Genomic DNA, 17,246 nt, shown 5'->3' with positions numbered 1-17,246 from the left:
AACGTAATGTCATGTAACTGGAGTAACAAAAAACACTTAGCTTCCGCTATTATGAATATATTACGAAAACAGTTGTACACTCAGGTTTATAAATGAAAGCTGTACCAAAGTTCTAATAACAATAATAAACAAAGACTGTATCTGTAGCCTATCTACATCGCCAGTTTTCCTCAGCCCACAGTTTCCTCTGTGGGTCTTTTTTTGTCCTAAAATTTTGTTAGCTGATATCATAGCATGATAATTTTCTTGTCAATCTAGCAGTTATTTTTCAAAGTTTATATCAATCTATAAGCTGCCTCTAACTTTCTTTTCCAAGAAAGGAAAATAAAGACATGAGCAAAGCCTCCTGATTCATACCCTCCCCTATAAACACAATTTCTCCAAGCCTAGAGTCGCCTTTCTCAGGCGGCAGAATCTCCGGCTGTTGCATGACCTTACGTACAGATTGTAGTAATAGCGCACCTTCGTCTGTCTGTAAAACGCCTTTGACTCGTAGAATCGTATCACCCCGAGCGTGCAACAACGCCGATAGCCAAACGGTAAATTCGACCCAGTCTACTTCTTTGGGAATCGGCAGCGAAACCACAGTCGTTGGTGTTCCCATATTAACGAGAGTCGATTCGTAGATTTCAGTAGGTGGAGGGAGTTGCGGAACAGAGCTTTCGACACCGAATGCGGATAATGAAATTGGTGCGGCTGGATTGATTTTGCTGATGGTTGAAACGAGGTTCGATAAGGACTGCTCGGATACTTCCTCTGATTTTGCAATCACAACGCGATCAGCCGACAAGATTTGCTGACGACATAAAGCGTCAGTCTTTAGTGCCACGTGGAAATGTAGCGCATCAGCCATAATGATGATTTCTTTGAGCGCAAAATGGTACACCAGAATAGGATGTTCTTTGATAGCGACTATAATTTCTTCGGGATCAGCTAAGCCACTGGTTTCTATTATAAGCGTGTCTGGCTGAGCAGTAGTCAAACCGATTGATCGTCCGTTTGTTCGAGACTCGGCAACCGCAAGTAGTGCTGATATTAATTCTTCTTTGCCTTTTGGGGTGCCCGCGGTTCCGGTCAGCACTTTGACACTCATCGCCTCACCCAACAGCAGGTCGTCAACAGGTTGTTCTGCCGCTTCTTGGGTGAAGACTTGCGCACGACCAAACGTCTTAGTAAAAAGCGCATGACGCAGCCATGTGGTCTTACCTGAACCCAGATAGCCACTTAGTAGAACGATATCGAGACGGTTGTCTTGAAATATTTGCATTAAACTCAAGCCACTGCATGCGTTGTTAAGGGGTCGATTGCAAAACCTTGACGGCGTTCTACTTCAGCCCACAGCTCGGTTAAGTTGTTGACCATGACGCGGGCCCCACCTGGACATATCAGCTGTATCTGCGGGATCACCCCATCAGCATAAACTGAGAACCCATAAGGTTTTAGTACTCGCTTTAATATCGATATTCGGTGAAACATTGCTCTGAGGCGGATACCACCCTTTTGTGCGCCCGCTTCCGTCCAATGCCCTGGAGCTGCTGGGTTGCCACATGCATTACACATGATTCTTCTCCTTATTACTGACTTTAGCGACAATACTGCTAAAGACGCCAAAGCCAATGTTAAACACCGCTATTTTCAAGAGCTTTTAAATGACTTCTGGACGCTTACCACCTTCAAACGGGAAGCGCTTGCGGAAATCTTCAGCAATATCTTCAAACGGCATCCAAACCACACCTTCATGACTGTTAATATAGTCGATTAAACGTTCAAGCATCATCAGCACTTGCGGACGCCCTGACACATCAGGGTGAATGGTGAACGGATATACTGCATAGTCCATATTGCGATAAACCCAATCGAACTGATCACGCCACATCTCTTCGATATCGCGTGGATTGACGAAACCATGACTGTTGGGGACGTTTTTCATAAACATCATCGGCGGCAAATCATCCATATACCAGTTGGCAGCGATTTCAACCAAATCAATCTCGTCGCCATGGGTCATGGGATGCATCCATTCTTCTGCTGTTTTAGAGTAGTCGATGAGATTCCATTTATCACCCACCCGAGCATAAAACGGCTGGAAGTCGCGGTAGCCTTGGCTATGATCATATTTGAAATCGTATTTTGCTAAGATCTCAGGGGTCGCGGCTGACATCTCCCACCACGGTGCCACGTAACCACGCGGGCTTTGACCCGTCAGCTTGGTAATCAGCTCAACTGATTTCTCCATGACCGCTTCTTCTTGAGCGCGGGTCATGGCAATGGGGTTTTCATGTAAGTAGCCATGTGCCCCTACTTCATGACCATGATCGACAATCATTTTGGCAATGTCAGGGAATGTCTCGAGGCTATGACCGGGGATAAAGAACGAGGTGCGTAGATCGTATTTTTTAAACAGACGCAATAAGCGTGGGACGCCAACTTCAGAGGCCCAGACACCGCGCTGAATGTCAGACGGGCTTTCGCCGCCGCCGTACGAGCCGATTTGACCGGCCACTGAATCAACGTCCGTGCCGAATCCACATATGATAGTTTTAGACATATTTCATTCCTTTGATATTTTTAGTTTGGTTTTATTCCTTTGGGGTTTTAGCTCTGTTTTACTCCTTCGTTAGATGGTTATGATAAGTTTTGAGTTAATAAATTTTCGATAGAAAGTGCCGCAGCTAATAGATCGCCTTCTCGACCACCAGACATCGATAGCAAAATACTGGTAGGCATCTGGTTTTCATCTATGCCATTTGGTAAGGCAACGCCGCACCAGTCCAGAAAGTTGCCAAGCGCGGTATTGCGCAGCATCAATTTATTGGTACGCAGATACAAATCATCGTCTTCTTCAAGGGGTTTAAGTTCAGGGGCAGTAATAGGCGTGGTCGGAAATAGCACAATTTGATCACCTAACAGTTGGCGATTTTGCTGAATCAATCTGGCGCGCGCTCTTAAAATAACAAGCAAGTCACGAGCCGACATATCTCCAGCATCAAGAATGCGAGCAAGAACCCGTGGATCCATCTGCGCCGCACGCTCAGAATGTACCAGATCCCAGTGTAGATCTAAGGCTTCTGGACCAACTAAGTAGCCGTGCTCACGAGCAAGCGTGCCTATTTCGTCAAACTCGCTACAGACTCCACGAGTGACTTTCGCCCCAGCCATCTCTAGAGCACGCACAGCTGCTTCAAAATTGTTAATCACCGCCTCTTGCGCACCTTTAAAAACAACATTGGTAGGAATAAAGAAGTTGAGTTGACTGATAGGTGTTGGCTTGGGCGTTGCGACCGCTCGGCCGTTTAGAATTTCTGCCACACCGATGCAGCTTTTTAGGTCAGCAGCAAGCGGACCAAAGGTATCCAATGTCGGTGAGAGTGGAAACGTACCCCCTTTTGGAAACGCTGTACTAGAACCTTTATGGCCGACTACGCCATTTAACCCAGCTGGAATACGTATCGAACCCCCAGTATCACTGCCGATGGCCAGTGGCACTAGTCCGCGGGAGACAGCAACACCGCAACCAGAAGACGAGCCGCCAGGAATGCGATCTGGGCCCGTACCATGTGGGTTTTTAGGAGTACCAAAATGTGGATTGAGACCAAGGCCTGAATAAGCAAATTCAGTCATATTAAGACAGCCAATGGATACAAGGCCAGCTCGAGTGGCATTGGCAACCACATCGGCATCACGAGTCGCAGGCGCATTGGATTTAAGTACCACAGATCCTGCGGTGGTTACTCGACCTTCTATATCAAAGAGGTCTTTCCATGCGATAGGGATACCATCCCACGCACTAAGTGGATTGCCTTCACGGCGGCGTTGCCTAGAAGCATGGGCTTCTTTTAGCGCTCGTTCTTCGAGCAATTCTGTAAAAATAGCGGGATCAGAAGCTCGGATGTTTTCAAACGTCTCTTCAATAAGCTCAACCGGACAAAGGCTGCCTTTTTCGAGGCGGGCTGCCATATCTACCGCTGAAACAGAATCTTTGGTAATTTTGCTCACAATCCACTCCATGTTATTGATTTTTTTGAGATTATATTACTGACCATAGGTCAAAAAAAGAAGATAGTCAATTGGCATTGTTTAGCAAAATCGCCTTATTCAAGAATAAAAAGCAACTATTCGATTACTAAAAAAACCTTGTATTGATTAGTCTTGAAAAAGTTATTTTTTAATTGAGTTGGTCACCATATTTATAGAGTTAGCAAACGTTGATGTTCGGCTACTATCAATTATTTTTTAACTTTAAATGGCTCCGAAAATTGAAGTATTAAAAAACCAACCACAGACAATATAATTGCTATCTCGTAACGACCATAGGCAACTGAAATACCGATAGCACCCGTATTCCATAAACTGGCTGCCGTTGCTGTCCCTTTTGAGCCTTTCTCATTTTTAAAAATGGCACCACCACCGATAAAACCCATGCCTGTAATAATGGCGTACATGATTCTCGCTTCACCAGTGGCATCGTAAATATCCATGCCCACCAACATGAAGGCACACGAAGCAATAGTTACCAATGGAAAGGTTCTAAGCCCTGCGCCGTTATCTTTCATCTCACGATTAAGCGCAATCGGCAGTGATAATATAAAGGCAATACTCAGTTGGAAAAAATGGTATCCCATTAAGTCTAAATCTAAATCGAATCCAAACATGGTTTACTACCCTCCCTTTTTAGAGAAAACGCATTTAAACTCTAACAATGGGTGCATTGGATATTTTACTATCTACGTGATTAGAATAATATTTGCATTTTAGGAGGCGCAAAGTACTTTTACCGTCTCTTTTGCCACCTGATAGCAGCTCTCGATATTGCCTTGCCCGCACCAATCACCACTGACGATCCATTGATGTTGAGTATCAATCAATATTCCTAACGCCTCACTGCTGCCTCTATTTTTCACATCAATCACTGTCGCTGCATAACGCCAACGATGGCAATCTATTTGACTGGGTGCATAACCCTCATGCCAATTTAGTGCTTGCTGTGCGGCTGCTAGCAATTGCGCTTTAACCGTTTCAATATCATCATCGACGTGCTCTTCGGACCAGTCGTTGCGCGCGTGAATAGTGACACTTGGAAGTAGGTCATCATGAGCAGGCTTTTGATGCTCGATAAATATTCTATCGAGTATTGAGGCATTTACATAAGCCACATCCAATGCTGATTGAATGTCATTACTTAACGTTTTTGGTAATTGCTCTAAGTTATCCCAGCCTAACATAAGCGTATAGCAAGCCAGCATTTCTGGTTCGATAATTTTGGCTTGCTTCGTAAAGCCACTGTCTGCCATCAGCTCTACTGCCTGACCGTTTGGCGCAGTACAAATAACCCAATCAAACCAGCCCAGACTGCTGCCAGTTTCATCAAACAGCTCAGTTTTTATAGCTTTATTATCTTGTGCGCTATTCGTTTGCGCTTTATTAATTGGAGCAACACGGGTCTTAAATTTTATAGTTGTATGCTGTAAATCATCAGCCAATGCGCGACCCCAACTGGTCATTTTAGGGGTGCTAATATAACGCGCGTGATTGGTGTCCCATTGCTCTTTTCTCTCTACATTAGGTGAATGAGCATTTTGAGAATTGGCATTGGTTGGCGTCAAATTAACCACTTGAGCGCACCACGGTTGCAGTAATTCTGAATCTAGCCAAGGCGCGATAAATTGCTTAAAGCTGGAAGTTTTTGCCGTAAAAAACTGCGCCCCGAATGCCCATTGCCAGTTTTTATTGGTATTGCTATCGGTGAGATAGCGCGTAGCTAGGCGACCAACGCTACGTGATTTTTCAAAGATAGTAATTTGCAGTGCTGAAGAATTAACAGAAGGTTTAGTTTGTTGCTTAAGAAAGGCGCGTTCTAACAATGTCGCCGTAAATAGACCTGTCAAACCACCACCAATGATGGCTACTTTCGGCGCAGTGTTCAGATCGGTGTTCAGGCCATTATTCAAGGTAGCCTGATTGTCATGGTTAGTTTGCTTTGAGCTATTATCAGTAAACTTATCAGTAGCTGGCAAAATATGGTCAGTCATGAGAACAGTAGGCCTTATTAAAAATTGAGCAATAATTAAAAATCTTATTAAACGAAAATGTTGAGCAAAACATTAAGCAAAAAGCATGATTTCTATTTTGTTTAGCAGCACTTATATTAATGAGTAGCACTTATATTAAAAAGCCATGCTGTTCTAAATAGCATGGCTTCTGTGACGATTAATAGTTAGCCATTGCAGACAGTGGCGCTAGTGGTTATTTGCTAGCAACGCTTGGCCTCACGTTCAGCTTTGACCACTTCGATAATCTTATTAATAACCGAACTATCAGCAAGGGTGGATAGATCGCCTAGTCCGACATACTGCCCTGCAGCAAGGTTACGCAATATTCGACGCATAATCTTACCAGAACGCGTTTTTGGTAACGCCTCAACGATATAGATAGCATCTAAGTTAGCAATTGGGCCAATCTCAGTGCGCACATGACGATTTAGCTCGGCTTTTAGCTGATCGCTGGCGACCTCGCCCATACTGAGAATAATAAAGGCTGCAATGCCCACACCGCGAATCTCGTGGGGCATACCAACGACGGCTGCTTCGACAGTAGAAGGATGCGCATCTACTGCACTTTCAACTTCTGCAGTACCTAAACGGTGCCCTGAAACATTGAGGACATCATCGACACGACCAGTAATCCAATAGTGCCCATCTTCATCGCGTTGTACCCCATCACCAGTAAAGTAATAGCCCGGATACTCAGTAAAGTAGGTCTCCAAAAAGCGCTCATGGTCATTATAAATAGTACGCATCTGTCCCGGCCAGCTATTACTAATAGCGAGATTGCCCTCAGCGGGACCTTCGAGTGCGGTGCCATCGGTATCGATAACTTGCGGTATGATGCCATATAGAGGGTTCATCGCGGCACCCGGTTTAAGCGCTACCGTACCTGGTATTGGGGCGAGCAAGATACCACCCGTTTCAGTCTGCCACCATGTATCTACGATTGGGCAACGACCACCGCCAACGACATCATAATACCAATCCCACGCCTCAGGGTTAATGGGTTCTCCAACGGTACCGAGCAAGCGTAGACTTGAGCGATTAGACTCACGGACAAAGGTATCGCCTTCTTTCATCATCGAGCGGATAGCAGTCGGTGCCGTATATAAAACCGTAATTTTATGCTTATCGATAATATGACCAATCCGCGCCCATGTTGGATATTCAGGCACGCCCTCAAACATTACCGTCGTCGTGCCACTGGCAAGCGGCCCATAAGTGGAATAAGTATGACCGGTCACCCAGCCAACATCCGCTGTACACCAATAGACATCATCGTCTTTGATATCGAAGACATCGCGAAAGGTTGATAGCGCATAAGTGATATAACCGCCAGTTGTATGCAGTACGCCTTTTGGCTTTCCGGTCGAACCAGAGGTATATAACAAAAATAATGGATCTTCGGCATTCATGACTTCAGGCTCGCACTGCTCTTGCTCGCCAGCGATTAAAGAGTGATACCAAACATCACGGCGACCACTCATTGGGATCGAACTACCTGTACGATGTACGACAATGACTTTTTCAACGCTATCAGTGCCATCCATATCTAGCGCACGATCGACATTGACTTTAAGGGGCGTATGCTTATTACCGCGCAGACCTTCATCAGCCGTAATCACGATTTTGGATTGACTATCAACGATACGGTTACCTAAGCTCTCAGCAGAAAAACCACCAAACACGACCGAATGCACCGCACCGATACGCGTACATGCCAGCATCGCTATCATCGCTTCAGGTATCATTGGCATATATAAGGTAACGCGATCGCCTTTTTTGACCCCAAGCTTGCGCATAGCATTACCTAAGCGACAAACATCAGCGTGCAACTCTTTAAAGGAGATAATCTTGTGTAAAGAAGGATGGTCCCCTTCCCAAATAATGGCAGGCTTATAGGGGTTAGTTTTAAGATGTCGATCGAGGCAGTTTACTGAGATATTTAGCTCACCATCCTCGTACCATTTAATACGAAAGTCGTCCAAATCATAACTGACGTTGCTAATGATAGTCGGCTTTTTTATCCAATCAATCAGCTCGGCACGCTCGGCCCAAAATGCATCAGTGGCCTCAGGTGATTCAACAGATCGTTTGTAGTCGTGAGCGTACTGCTCGGCGGTGGTATTGGCAGCGGCGATAAATTCAGCCGTAATAGGAAAAGATTTCTGAGTCATAAAATATTCCTTTTTTAATTATTATTGTCTGCATAAAATATCGAAAATAAAAGATATTGAGAATAAAAAATACCGAGAATAAAAGAAAAAACTATCTAATAGACTGACTGAAACTGAAGCGATAACATTACTATCAGACAGTGATAATCGGCAGCTAATCAGTAACGACGGTGGTTGCAGACAACAGGCTATCATCTTCCATAATGAGTGACGCCTTGATTCTAGTTTGACAAATAAGGGCAAGTGATGCAAGACACCAACTACTAATTACAACAATTCCAATGTACAGCTGTTTACTTATGTATTTATACGCTCTATTACTTTTGCAGAGCAAAAATTTGATAAGCATTTAACCCTTGTAACCATAGGTTAAATATGGACAATAGCCACACCAAATACATTTTTTTAAATGATATTTATATCAGCATATTCCTATAGTCGATACTAAATAAAATGGATACACGATAGTATGACGTGGTATTGGGACAAATTTTTTGTAGCCTCTGTCGGTGTAGGCACAGCAAGCAAGAAAAACTTGTCCCAATACCACTGTATCTTTTTTATATTGATCTGACTATATCATTGCTTCTACCTTATCTTTACGTTTGTTTAAAAGCAGCGCTTTATGGACCAAAACCGCCATGGACAATAACACCCATTACGATGTCATCATTATTGGCGCAGGGGCCTCAGGGCTATACTGCGCGCTCACCGCTGGTCGTCGAGGCCGTCGCGTATTGGTGCTCGATCATGCAAATAAAGTCGGCAAGAAAATCCTGATGTCGGGTGGTGGACGCTGTAACTTTACCAATTACTTCGTCGAGCCTGAACACTTTATCAGTGCCAATCCGCATTTTTGTAAGTCAGCTCTGAGCCGTTATCCCAGCTGGGAGTTCATTGGCATGGTTGAGAAACACAAAATTGCTTATCATGAGCGTGAGCACGGTCAGCTGTTTTGCGATGATTCAGCACAAGATATCTTAACCATGCTACTTGATGAATGCGCCGCAGTAGGTGTGCAGATACGCATTAATACGCAGATTGATAAAGTCAATGTTAACGATGCTAATGCGAACAAGAATAGCGCGCGCTTTGAGTTATTGACCACCAAAAAACTCAGTAAAAAAGATATTGCCAATGACGTTAAACCCTCGCAAACCAAATACAGCTGTGAATCGTTAGTCGTTGCGACTGGTGGCTTATCTATTCCAACAATGGGTGCGAGTGGTCTTGGCTACGAGCTAGCGCAGCAGTTTGGGCATCAGCTTATGTCCACCGATGCCAGCCTTGTTCCCTTTACTTTCACTGATAAGACGGGTGAGCTCATCCGTGCTTTGTCTGGCATTAGCCTGCCGGTGATTGCCAGTAACGAGCGCATCTCGTTTAAGCTGCCGCTCCTATTTACCCATCGCGGTCTATCTGGTCCTGCCATGCTCCAGCTGTCCAATTATTGGCAGACGGGCGAATACATCAGTATTAATTTGCTGCCTGATACCGATATCACCACCCTCCTACTCTCTCATAAAAAGTCACACCCCAAACAGCTCATCCGTACCGTCTTGGCTGATTATACGGATAACGCTTTACCTAAAAAGCTACTTGTGGCTCTACAAACGACACTATGGGACGATATTAAAGATAAAGAGCTTGCCAATATTAAAGATGAGCGTTTAATTGAGCTTGGGGCTACTATCAATGGTTGGCAACTCAAGCCCTCTGGTACGGAAGGCTATCGTACGGCTGAGGTCACGCGCGGCGGCATAAAAACCGATGAGGTGTCTTCAAAAACGATGCAAAGCAACTTTCAAGACGGGCTATACTTTATTGGTGAGGTGCTCGATGTCACAGGCTGGCTTGGCGGCTATAACTTCCAATGGGCTTGGGCGAGCGGCTTTGTCTGCGGTGAAGTGGTTTAATTAGTATAGTCGGTTCGAAATAAAATCGATACGTTAATCGCCACGTGCGACTGGTATAAATTTTCCTTGCTTGCTGCTATCACAGAGGCTACGAAAAATTCATCCCAGTCGCACTGTATCGGTTTTAAGGTAAACCCACTATAAGAAGTGATTTAAGCAGAAGTAGCGCTTAATATTAAATTGATTTTGATAATAGATTTTCGATAATAGCCTCTTGATAATTGTGTAGTTATGCACTATATAACACTTTATATATGTAGATATTATTAATAGTAGTTATTTTAATAATACTTCAAATAAATAAGATTACGAGGTGAAATATGCGTCAAATTAAACACATTCACGGCGACAAACCTTCTCACTGGGTCGGTGACGGTTTTTATGTGAAGCCCTTTATTAACTACTCTGAATCCAACCCTGAGTTTAATTACGCTCATAGCGATCCGTTTTTAATGCTGGATTATAGCGAACCAATGAACTTTGCCCCCAATCCAAACTATGAGACCCAGCCACATGGTGTCGGTCAGCATCCGCACAAAGGGTTTGAAACGGTAACCATCGCTTATGAAGGCGAGATTAGCCATGCGGACTCAACCGGTGGTCGCGGTGATATCCTAAAAGGTGATGTGCAATGGATGACCGCTGGCAGTGGTATCATTCATGAAGAATTTCACTCGCCAAATTTTGGACAGCATGGCGGCGTCTTTAGCATGGTGCAACTGTGGGTCAATCTACCCAAAAAAGACAAGCTAACTGATGCTAAATATCAAACGCTTAAACGCGATGAGATGTCTGTGGTTAATCTAACCGATAGTAATGATAAGGCGATTGGTAAAGCGGCTATTATCGCAGGTGAGTTGCAAGGGGAAGCCGGTATTGCCTCTACCTTTACGCCAATCAACTTATGGGATATTGAGCTTGATAGCGAAGGATCAACGATGTTACAAGTGCCGAACACCCATAATGTTATGATATTGGTGCAACAAGGTGAGCTACTCATCAACGATACTCTGGTTGACGCGGGCAAGCTGGTTCAGTTTGCTGAGCCTACTGGAATAGACGCTAAAGATGAGCAGAATACTATTAATACAAGTAGCATCAATACAAGTACTACCGATACCATTACGTTAACTTATCAAGCAGGCGGTAGCGATTCGGTACCTACCAAACTTTTACTTATGAGCGGTGAACCTATTGGCGAGCCAGTAGCAGGTTATGGTCCATTCGTCATGAACACCCAAGATGAGATTCAACAAACCTTCCGTGATTATCAAACGGGTAACTTTGGCTAATAACTAAAACGTTTAACCGTTAATACAAGCTCAATAAAAGCCGCCTTACTATGACAGTAAGGCGGCTTTTTATTGTCTTAACATTTAAAACTAAGCGTACACTTAAGCTTGTTTTTGATCCAAATACGGATAATCGGTATAGCCTTCAGCGCCGCCACCGTAGAAACTCTCTGGATGCTGCTCATTGAGCGGAGCATCTTGACGGATACGTTCTGCCAAATCAGGATTGGCGATAAAATCACGACCAAAGGCGGCTGCATCGATATACCCTTCGCGTACGTTTCTTTCTGCTTTTTCGGCAGTATAGCCACCTGCGGCGATAATCGTATTGTCAAAGGCATCACGAATACGCTGACGGAAACCATCGTTATATGGCGTACCACCTGCCCAATCAGGCTCAGATAGATGGAGATACATCAAACCGCGTTTGTTAATCTGTTCAACCAGCCAGATGTTATCATCTTCATCGTAGCCTGCTTCTACAGCGTTAAACGTGCCTTGTGGCGAAATACGTATACCGACGTGATCGTTATCCCAAGCCTCAACACAAGCGTCAACGACATCAAGGGTTAAGCGTGCGCGGTTCTCACGACTTCCGCCGTATTCGTCATCACGCTTGTTGGTTTGCTCAACCCAGAATTGATGCAATAGATAGCCATGTGCCCCATGAACCTCTACGCCATCAAAGCCTGCTTCACGTGCCGTCTTGGTTGCATGAGCGAAATCTTTGATGACTTGCTTTATTTCATCAGCGGTGGCTGGGCGTGGTGGCGTCGTTTCAACGCGAATCGCTTGGTTGTCACTATCACGTAAAGAGGTGCGAGCACCGACTTCGACGTCTGATGCTGATATAGGTGCTTTGCCATCAGGCTGTACGCTTTCATGCGCCACAAGACCCGTATGCCATAGCTGTACGACGATTTTTCCGCCTTTAGCATGGACATTATCTACGATGGCTTTCCATGCGGTCATTTGATCTTTAGTATGGATACCAGGCGCACCTGCATAGCCTTTTGCTTGAAAAGAGACTTGCGTCGCCTCTGCGATGACCAAGCCTGCTCCTGCCGCACGCTGCGAATAGTATTCGCCTGCCAATGCAGTCGGTACATCGCCGGGCTCAACAGCGCGCAGACGAGTTAGTGGTGCCATAATAATACGGTTTTTTAGGGTTTGAGTGCCCATTTTTACTGGTTCAAATAAATTATCGTAAGCCATGATATGCCTTGTTTGTTGTTATAAAAAATATGGGTAAAAGTGGTATTCATAACTATAAAGTAATTTACTGACAACTATGAAATCTTTATGAGTCATTAGGTCAACAAAATGTATGTTTGCTTAGTCAATAAGTAAGTGCCTATTGAATAAGAACCTATATTGAACGACCGTTCTCTTTATAGGGGATATCTACTATTATTCAAGCAAGCTTTACAAACAGAAACACCTTTCCACATCTATTTAATGCTTAAAGAGGGCTACATTGGCTATCTCAAAAGACTATAAAATAGTAGAATAAATATAAACAAACAATAGTTCTACATTAACTCATTAGGGGTTATCTATTCTTTGCATACTTAAGCCAATTTTTTGTATATTTGATAGGCAAAATAATTTTTTCAAAAAACTAAGATTAGTACTCTATTGAGTACTAAGAGGATGCAGTCTGTGCAAATGAACAAAACGACACTTATCATAGGTGCAAACTTATTGCTTGGCATCACTGCTTGTCAGCCCCCTTCAGATAAAAACGATTCATCAGATACGACTTCAACGTCAGCACAATCTGTAGAGTCACCAAGTACCCAACCTCTCGTGGAAGCAAAAACGCCAAAAGCACTCACTAAAGCATTGGTAAAGTTATCTGAAAAAACATTAAAAGAGCAGCTCATTTGTACCAAGCTCGATGACACGATAAATGCTATTGATAATAAGAGTGAAATCGAAGATATTCATACAGTTCAGCGCCAAATAGATGCTTGCTTGCCAGTGGCTGACAACGCTGAGATACTGCGATGGCTAGAATACTACCAAGCGATGTATGGACGTTTTTTGAGTGCTGATAGCTCTATGTATGATGAAGCATTTTTCACCGTAATGAATAATATTGACCAAGACGGAAAATTGACTGTGGCACAATTAAGGCAGGTCAATCCTCGTGTGCGATACCTTATTAGCTTAGTAAGGAGCAGAGCTGACGTTAGTGTACGGTACATGGGCGAAGGTCATTTTGAATTTCATCACGACCTAACGGCCATGGCTAATATGTTCACCCCCTATCTACCAGATGACCAAAGTGAATTTATCCAGCGCATGGCGCAAGACAATCAAGAGATATTTTGGTTTGATGCTGCGATTGCTATATCTCTTGAAGAATTGGTTGAACGTGCTGTATTTTGGGAAGATTTTATAAGCCGTTATCCAGATAGTAGATTCTATGATGATGCCAACGCTTTGTTAGATACCTGTCGCTATCTACTCTTTTTTGGTTCAGAGAACGTTCAATGGATCGATGACGATATACGTAAATTCTATCTCTTAAAAGATGAACGCTTGATGATGCAGCTGGCTGAGCGTACTGACAGTCAACTAGCTGAAGATGTACAAAAACTCTTAGTATTTATGGAGCAGTCAGATAGCGAACGTCATCAGTTATACCCTGTACCTGATAAAGATGAAAACGGTCATAAAATAAACGAATGGGAAGTGGCGCATTATCAATTAAATAAAGCGTTAGACATACCTTCGCTGCGTGATACAGTTAAAGATAGAAACTGTTTTAACGGGGTCATTTGTGTAGACGAGACTGGGCAATAATTACAATGCTCAAATATCGATAAACAGAACATTGATGTAAAAAAACTTATGCAAAAAAACACTTAAGGAACCTAATGCGTATTGCCGTTTTTTGTGGCTCAAGACAAGGAGCTGATCCAAAGCATGTAGAAAAAACAATTGAGTTGGCTCAAGTAATGGCAATCAAGAAGCTGAATATCGTCTACGGAGGCGGTAAGATCGGCCTGATGGGTACACTGGCCGATACAGCCATCGCTGCTGGTGTGCATATCATCGGCGTTATTCCAGATCATTTGGCAGATAAGGAGCTGGCTCATACTGGGGTCAACGAACTTATTTTGGTAAAAAGCATGCATGATCGCAAAACCATTATGGCAAATCTTGCCGATGGTTTTATCGCTTTACCTGGAGGTCCTGGAACATTAGAGGAAATTTCGGAAGTCTGGACTTGGGGCCAGTTAGGACTGCACAATAAACCTTGTGGCTTCCTAAATGTGAACGGTTATTTTGATGGCCTATTTACCTTTTTTGAGACCATGGTTACTGGTGGTTTTATGAAGCAAGAGTATCTGGATATGCTGATAATATCAGACGATATCATAGAACTCTTTGATAAAATGGCAGCTTATACGCCACCTAAACCTAAATGGACAACTTAACGCTAAGTAAAAGCAGTCTAACGCTCCATAACTAAACCGTCTTTTTCTTAAATATAGTTAATGACAAGTTTAAAGACAAATACGTACCAACCAATATCACTACTGAGCCAATAATTGCGCCCAAATCTAACGCTTCACCCAGCAATACATAACCAAAGAATATCGCAAAAATTGGAATGACTAAGGTAATACTCGTAGCTCGCATTGGACCAATATTTTTAATAAGCTGGTTCATAAAGATTAGTGCGATTGCCGTCGAAAATACCCCGATGCAGATGACAGATACCCAAGCTTGTAGACTAATGCTCTTGCCATACGGAAACGCATACAGGCCAATGGGTAACATGACTATGCTCGCAATAATGGTCGAGCCTGCAGTGATAGCAATCGGTGATAAGCCTTGCAAATAGTTTTTGGTAATATTCGCCCCTGTCGCATAACCGACGCAGCCCAATAGCGCGTAGCCCATCGGCAATAATCCCGCCATCAGACTTGAATCTTGATCACTACCAGCAAACAAGCTTTCACTCATCAAAATGACGACACCTACAAGGCCAATAAACAAGCCAAGGATTTGTTTTTTTGAAAGCTTATCATTAAAAAACGTACTGGCGATAAAGCCACTCATCATCGGCACGGAGGCATTCAGCACCGCTAATACACCGGCGTTCACTGTCTGTGCTGAGAATGAAAACAGCACAAATGGAATGGCAGTAGAGAATAGACCAACAACGGTCAGTAGCTTCCAGTTTTCGCGAATGCCGCGTCGATTTTCTGAGCTGAGCAAAACGAAAACTAGCATGGTCAACCCTGCAAATAACACCCGTAGGCTCGCAAATGCTATCGAGCCAAACTCAGGCACACCAACGCGATAAAATATAAAAGACAGCGACCACATAAAAGAGAGGGTGAAAAAGATGATGAGGTCGCGTTTAGTCACTGGTCAATCCTATTAAGCGTTTAGACTGCATTTGCTAAGTCGTAAAAAGTTGTGTCGTGAAGAATGCTAATTTGTGAAAAACATTATGTCGTTAAAAACGTCACGATGATAACTTTTTAATCGCTTGATAGGGGCTGTTTTATGTATTTGTCGGTAATTAATTATTTATAACTTTACTTTATCCAAAATAAAATCAATATCTTTATCGCCGCGCCCTGATAAATTAACCAAAATAGTGTCATCAGGTGACATATCTTTGGCCACTCTCATCGCATAGGCAATGGCATGGGCGGTTTCCAAAGCGGGAATGATACCTTCTAATCGTGATAGCGCCATAAAGGCCTCTAGACACTCTGCATCTGTCGCCGATTCATAAGTGGCCAATTTCATATCACGTAACAGTGAATGCTGTGGCCCAACGCCAGGATAGTCCAAACCAGAGGCAATCGAGTGTACGGGGGCTGGCTCGCCATCCTTATCCAGCAAGACATAGCACTTAAAGCCATGAATCTCACCTTTCACACCCAATGTCATCGTTGCAGCATGATTGGGCGTATCTAAACCCTCTCCAGCTGGCTCCACTCCTACTTTTTCAACGCTCTCATCGCCCAAAAAGCCACTGAATATACCGATAGCATTAGAGCCACCACCGACGCAGGCGACCACTTTATTAGGCAATTTACCAGTGGTATCTAAAAATTGTACGCGGGCTTCACGTCCAACGACTGATTGGAAATAGCTGACAATCTCAGGATATGGTGCAGGGCCCAAAGCTGAGCCAATGGCGAACATACTGCTATCAAGCTCATTAAGATAGGTCTCAAAGGCGCTGTCGACTGCTTCTTTTAGCGTCCCTGCCCCGCGTGATACAGGGACGATGTTAGCGCCCAATACTTTCATACGACTGACATTAGGATGCTCTTTTTTAATATCGACCACGCCCATATGAATCTCACACTCAAGACCCATCAATGCCGCTGCGGTTGCTAATGCCACACCATGTTGCCCTGCACCTGTCTCCGCGATGACTTTGGTTTTGCCGAGCTTTTTCGCCAATAACACTTCACCCAAACAGTGATTAATCTTATGCGCGCCAGTATGGTTTAGGTCTTCACGTTTAAAATAAATCTGCGCGCCGCCGCAATGTTCTGTTAAGCGTCTGGCATGGAATATCGGGCTTGGTCTGCCAACGTAAGTCTCGCGCAAACGCTTCATCTCAGCGATAAAATCTTCGTCTTTGATAATCTCGCGAAACCCTACTTCGATTTCTTCCATAGCTTTGGCAAGCTCTGGATGGCCTATTTTGCCACCGAACTCGCCATATAAGCCCTCGCTACTTGGCAAAATAGATTGATGTAGGCCATAGCTGTCTGTCATATTTTCTGTTGTCATCGTTAAACCTTAGTATTTGAAATTATGATATTTGAA

14 protein-coding genes are annotated in these 17,246 nt (G+C 43.8%); 4 read left to right on the top strand and 10 right to left on the bottom strand.

The genetic code is table 11. The features are described 5' to 3' along the window. Window positions 1-298 precede the first annotated feature (298 nt). The 7 genes from AK823_RS01250 to acs all read right to left on the bottom strand — a co-directional run bounded on the left by AK823_RS01250 (window position 299) and on the right by acs (window position 8,221). On the bottom strand, window positions 299-1,267 hold the full coding sequence (locus AK823_RS01250) for a GTP-binding protein (RefSeq protein WP_068325599.1): 969 nt from the start codon (window positions 1,265-1,267) through the stop codon (window positions 299-301). 5 nt (window positions 1,268-1,272) lie between these two features. Beyond that, window positions 1,273-1,560: a hypothetical protein gene (locus AK823_RS01245; protein WP_068034019.1), complete on the bottom strand. Its 288-nt coding sequence runs from the start codon at window positions 1,558-1,560 to the stop codon at window positions 1,273-1,275. An 85-nt stretch (window positions 1,561-1,645) separates the two neighbouring features. Continuing rightward, complete coding sequence (locus AK823_RS01240) at window positions 1,646-2,548, bottom strand: polysaccharide deacetylase (RefSeq protein ID WP_068325597.1); 903 nt, start codon at window positions 2,546-2,548, stop codon at window positions 1,646-1,648. A gap of 77 nt (window positions 2,549-2,625) precedes the next feature. Further along, the gene (locus AK823_RS01235; protein WP_068325595.1) at window positions 2,626-3,996 is read right to left on the bottom strand and encodes an amidase family protein; all 1,371 of its coding nucleotides are present in this window, start codon (window positions 3,994-3,996) and stop codon (window positions 2,626-2,628) included. Between the two features lie 230 nt (window positions 3,997-4,226). After that, the gene (locus AK823_RS01230; RefSeq protein WP_068325593.1) at window positions 4,227-4,652 is read right to left on the bottom strand and encodes an MgtC/SapB family protein; all 426 of its coding nucleotides are present in this window, start codon (window positions 4,650-4,652) and stop codon (window positions 4,227-4,229) included. 99 nt (window positions 4,653-4,751) lie between these two features. Then, window positions 4,752-6,029, bottom strand: a complete 1,278-nt coding sequence (locus AK823_RS01225; RefSeq protein WP_228138888.1) for an NADP transhydrogenase subunit alpha — start codon at window positions 6,027-6,029, stop codon at window positions 4,752-4,754. 221 nt (window positions 6,030-6,250) lie between these two features. Further along, the gene (gene acs, locus AK823_RS01220; RefSeq protein WP_068325591.1) at window positions 6,251-8,221 is read right to left on the bottom strand and encodes an acetate--CoA ligase; all 1,971 of its coding nucleotides are present in this window, start codon (window positions 8,219-8,221) and stop codon (window positions 6,251-6,253) included. A 641-nt stretch (window positions 8,222-8,862) separates the two neighbouring features. Between acs and AK823_RS01215 the strand changes: the two genes are divergently transcribed. Further along, the gene (locus AK823_RS01215; RefSeq protein WP_068325589.1) at window positions 8,863-10,137 is read left to right on the top strand and encodes an NAD(P)/FAD-dependent oxidoreductase; all 1,275 of its coding nucleotides are present in this window, start codon (window positions 8,863-8,865) and stop codon (window positions 10,135-10,137) included. A gap of 320 nt (window positions 10,138-10,457) precedes the next feature. Beyond that, window positions 10,458-11,429, top strand: a complete 972-nt coding sequence (locus AK823_RS01210; RefSeq protein ID WP_068325587.1) for a pirin family protein — start codon at window positions 10,458-10,460, stop codon at window positions 11,427-11,429. Window positions 11,430-11,531: 102 nt separating this feature from the next. On the opposite strand, the gene AK823_RS01205 is transcribed toward AK823_RS01210, so the two are convergent. Then, on the bottom strand, window positions 11,532-12,644 hold the full coding sequence (locus AK823_RS01205; RefSeq protein WP_068325585.1) for an alkene reductase: 1,113 nt from the start codon (window positions 12,642-12,644) through the stop codon (window positions 11,532-11,534). A gap of 447 nt (window positions 12,645-13,091) precedes the next feature. Between AK823_RS01205 and AK823_RS01200 the strand changes: the two genes are divergently transcribed. Both AK823_RS01200 and AK823_RS01195 read left to right on the top strand, forming a co-directional pair. Continuing rightward, window positions 13,092-14,240, top strand: coding sequence for a hypothetical protein (locus AK823_RS01200; protein ID WP_149031830.1), 1,149 nt, complete (start codon window positions 13,092-13,094; stop codon window positions 14,238-14,240). Window positions 14,241-14,314: 74 nt separating this feature from the next. Next, window positions 14,315-14,878, top strand: a complete 564-nt coding sequence (locus AK823_RS01195; protein ID WP_068325581.1) for a TIGR00730 family Rossman fold protein — start codon at window positions 14,315-14,317, stop codon at window positions 14,876-14,878. A 31-nt stretch (window positions 14,879-14,909) separates the two neighbouring features. Here the strand turns inward: AK823_RS01195 and AK823_RS01190 are convergent, their stop codons facing one another. Further along, window positions 14,910-15,818 (bottom strand): DMT family transporter, encoded by a 909-nt coding sequence (locus AK823_RS01190; RefSeq protein WP_068325579.1) that lies wholly within the window; start codon window positions 15,816-15,818, stop codon window positions 14,910-14,912. 165 nt (window positions 15,819-15,983) lie between these two features. Then, on the bottom strand, window positions 15,984-17,210 hold the full coding sequence (trpB, locus tag AK823_RS01185) for a tryptophan synthase subunit beta (RefSeq protein WP_068325577.1): 1,227 nt from the start codon (window positions 17,208-17,210) through the stop codon (window positions 15,984-15,986). Window positions 17,211-17,246: the final 36 nt, after the last annotated feature.

The organism is Psychrobacter sp. P2G3 (genome assembly GCF_001593285.1).
Taxonomy (GTDB): Bacteria; Pseudomonadota; Gammaproteobacteria; order Pseudomonadales; family Moraxellaceae; genus Psychrobacter.
This window is presented reverse-complemented; position numbering and strand designations above follow the sequence as displayed.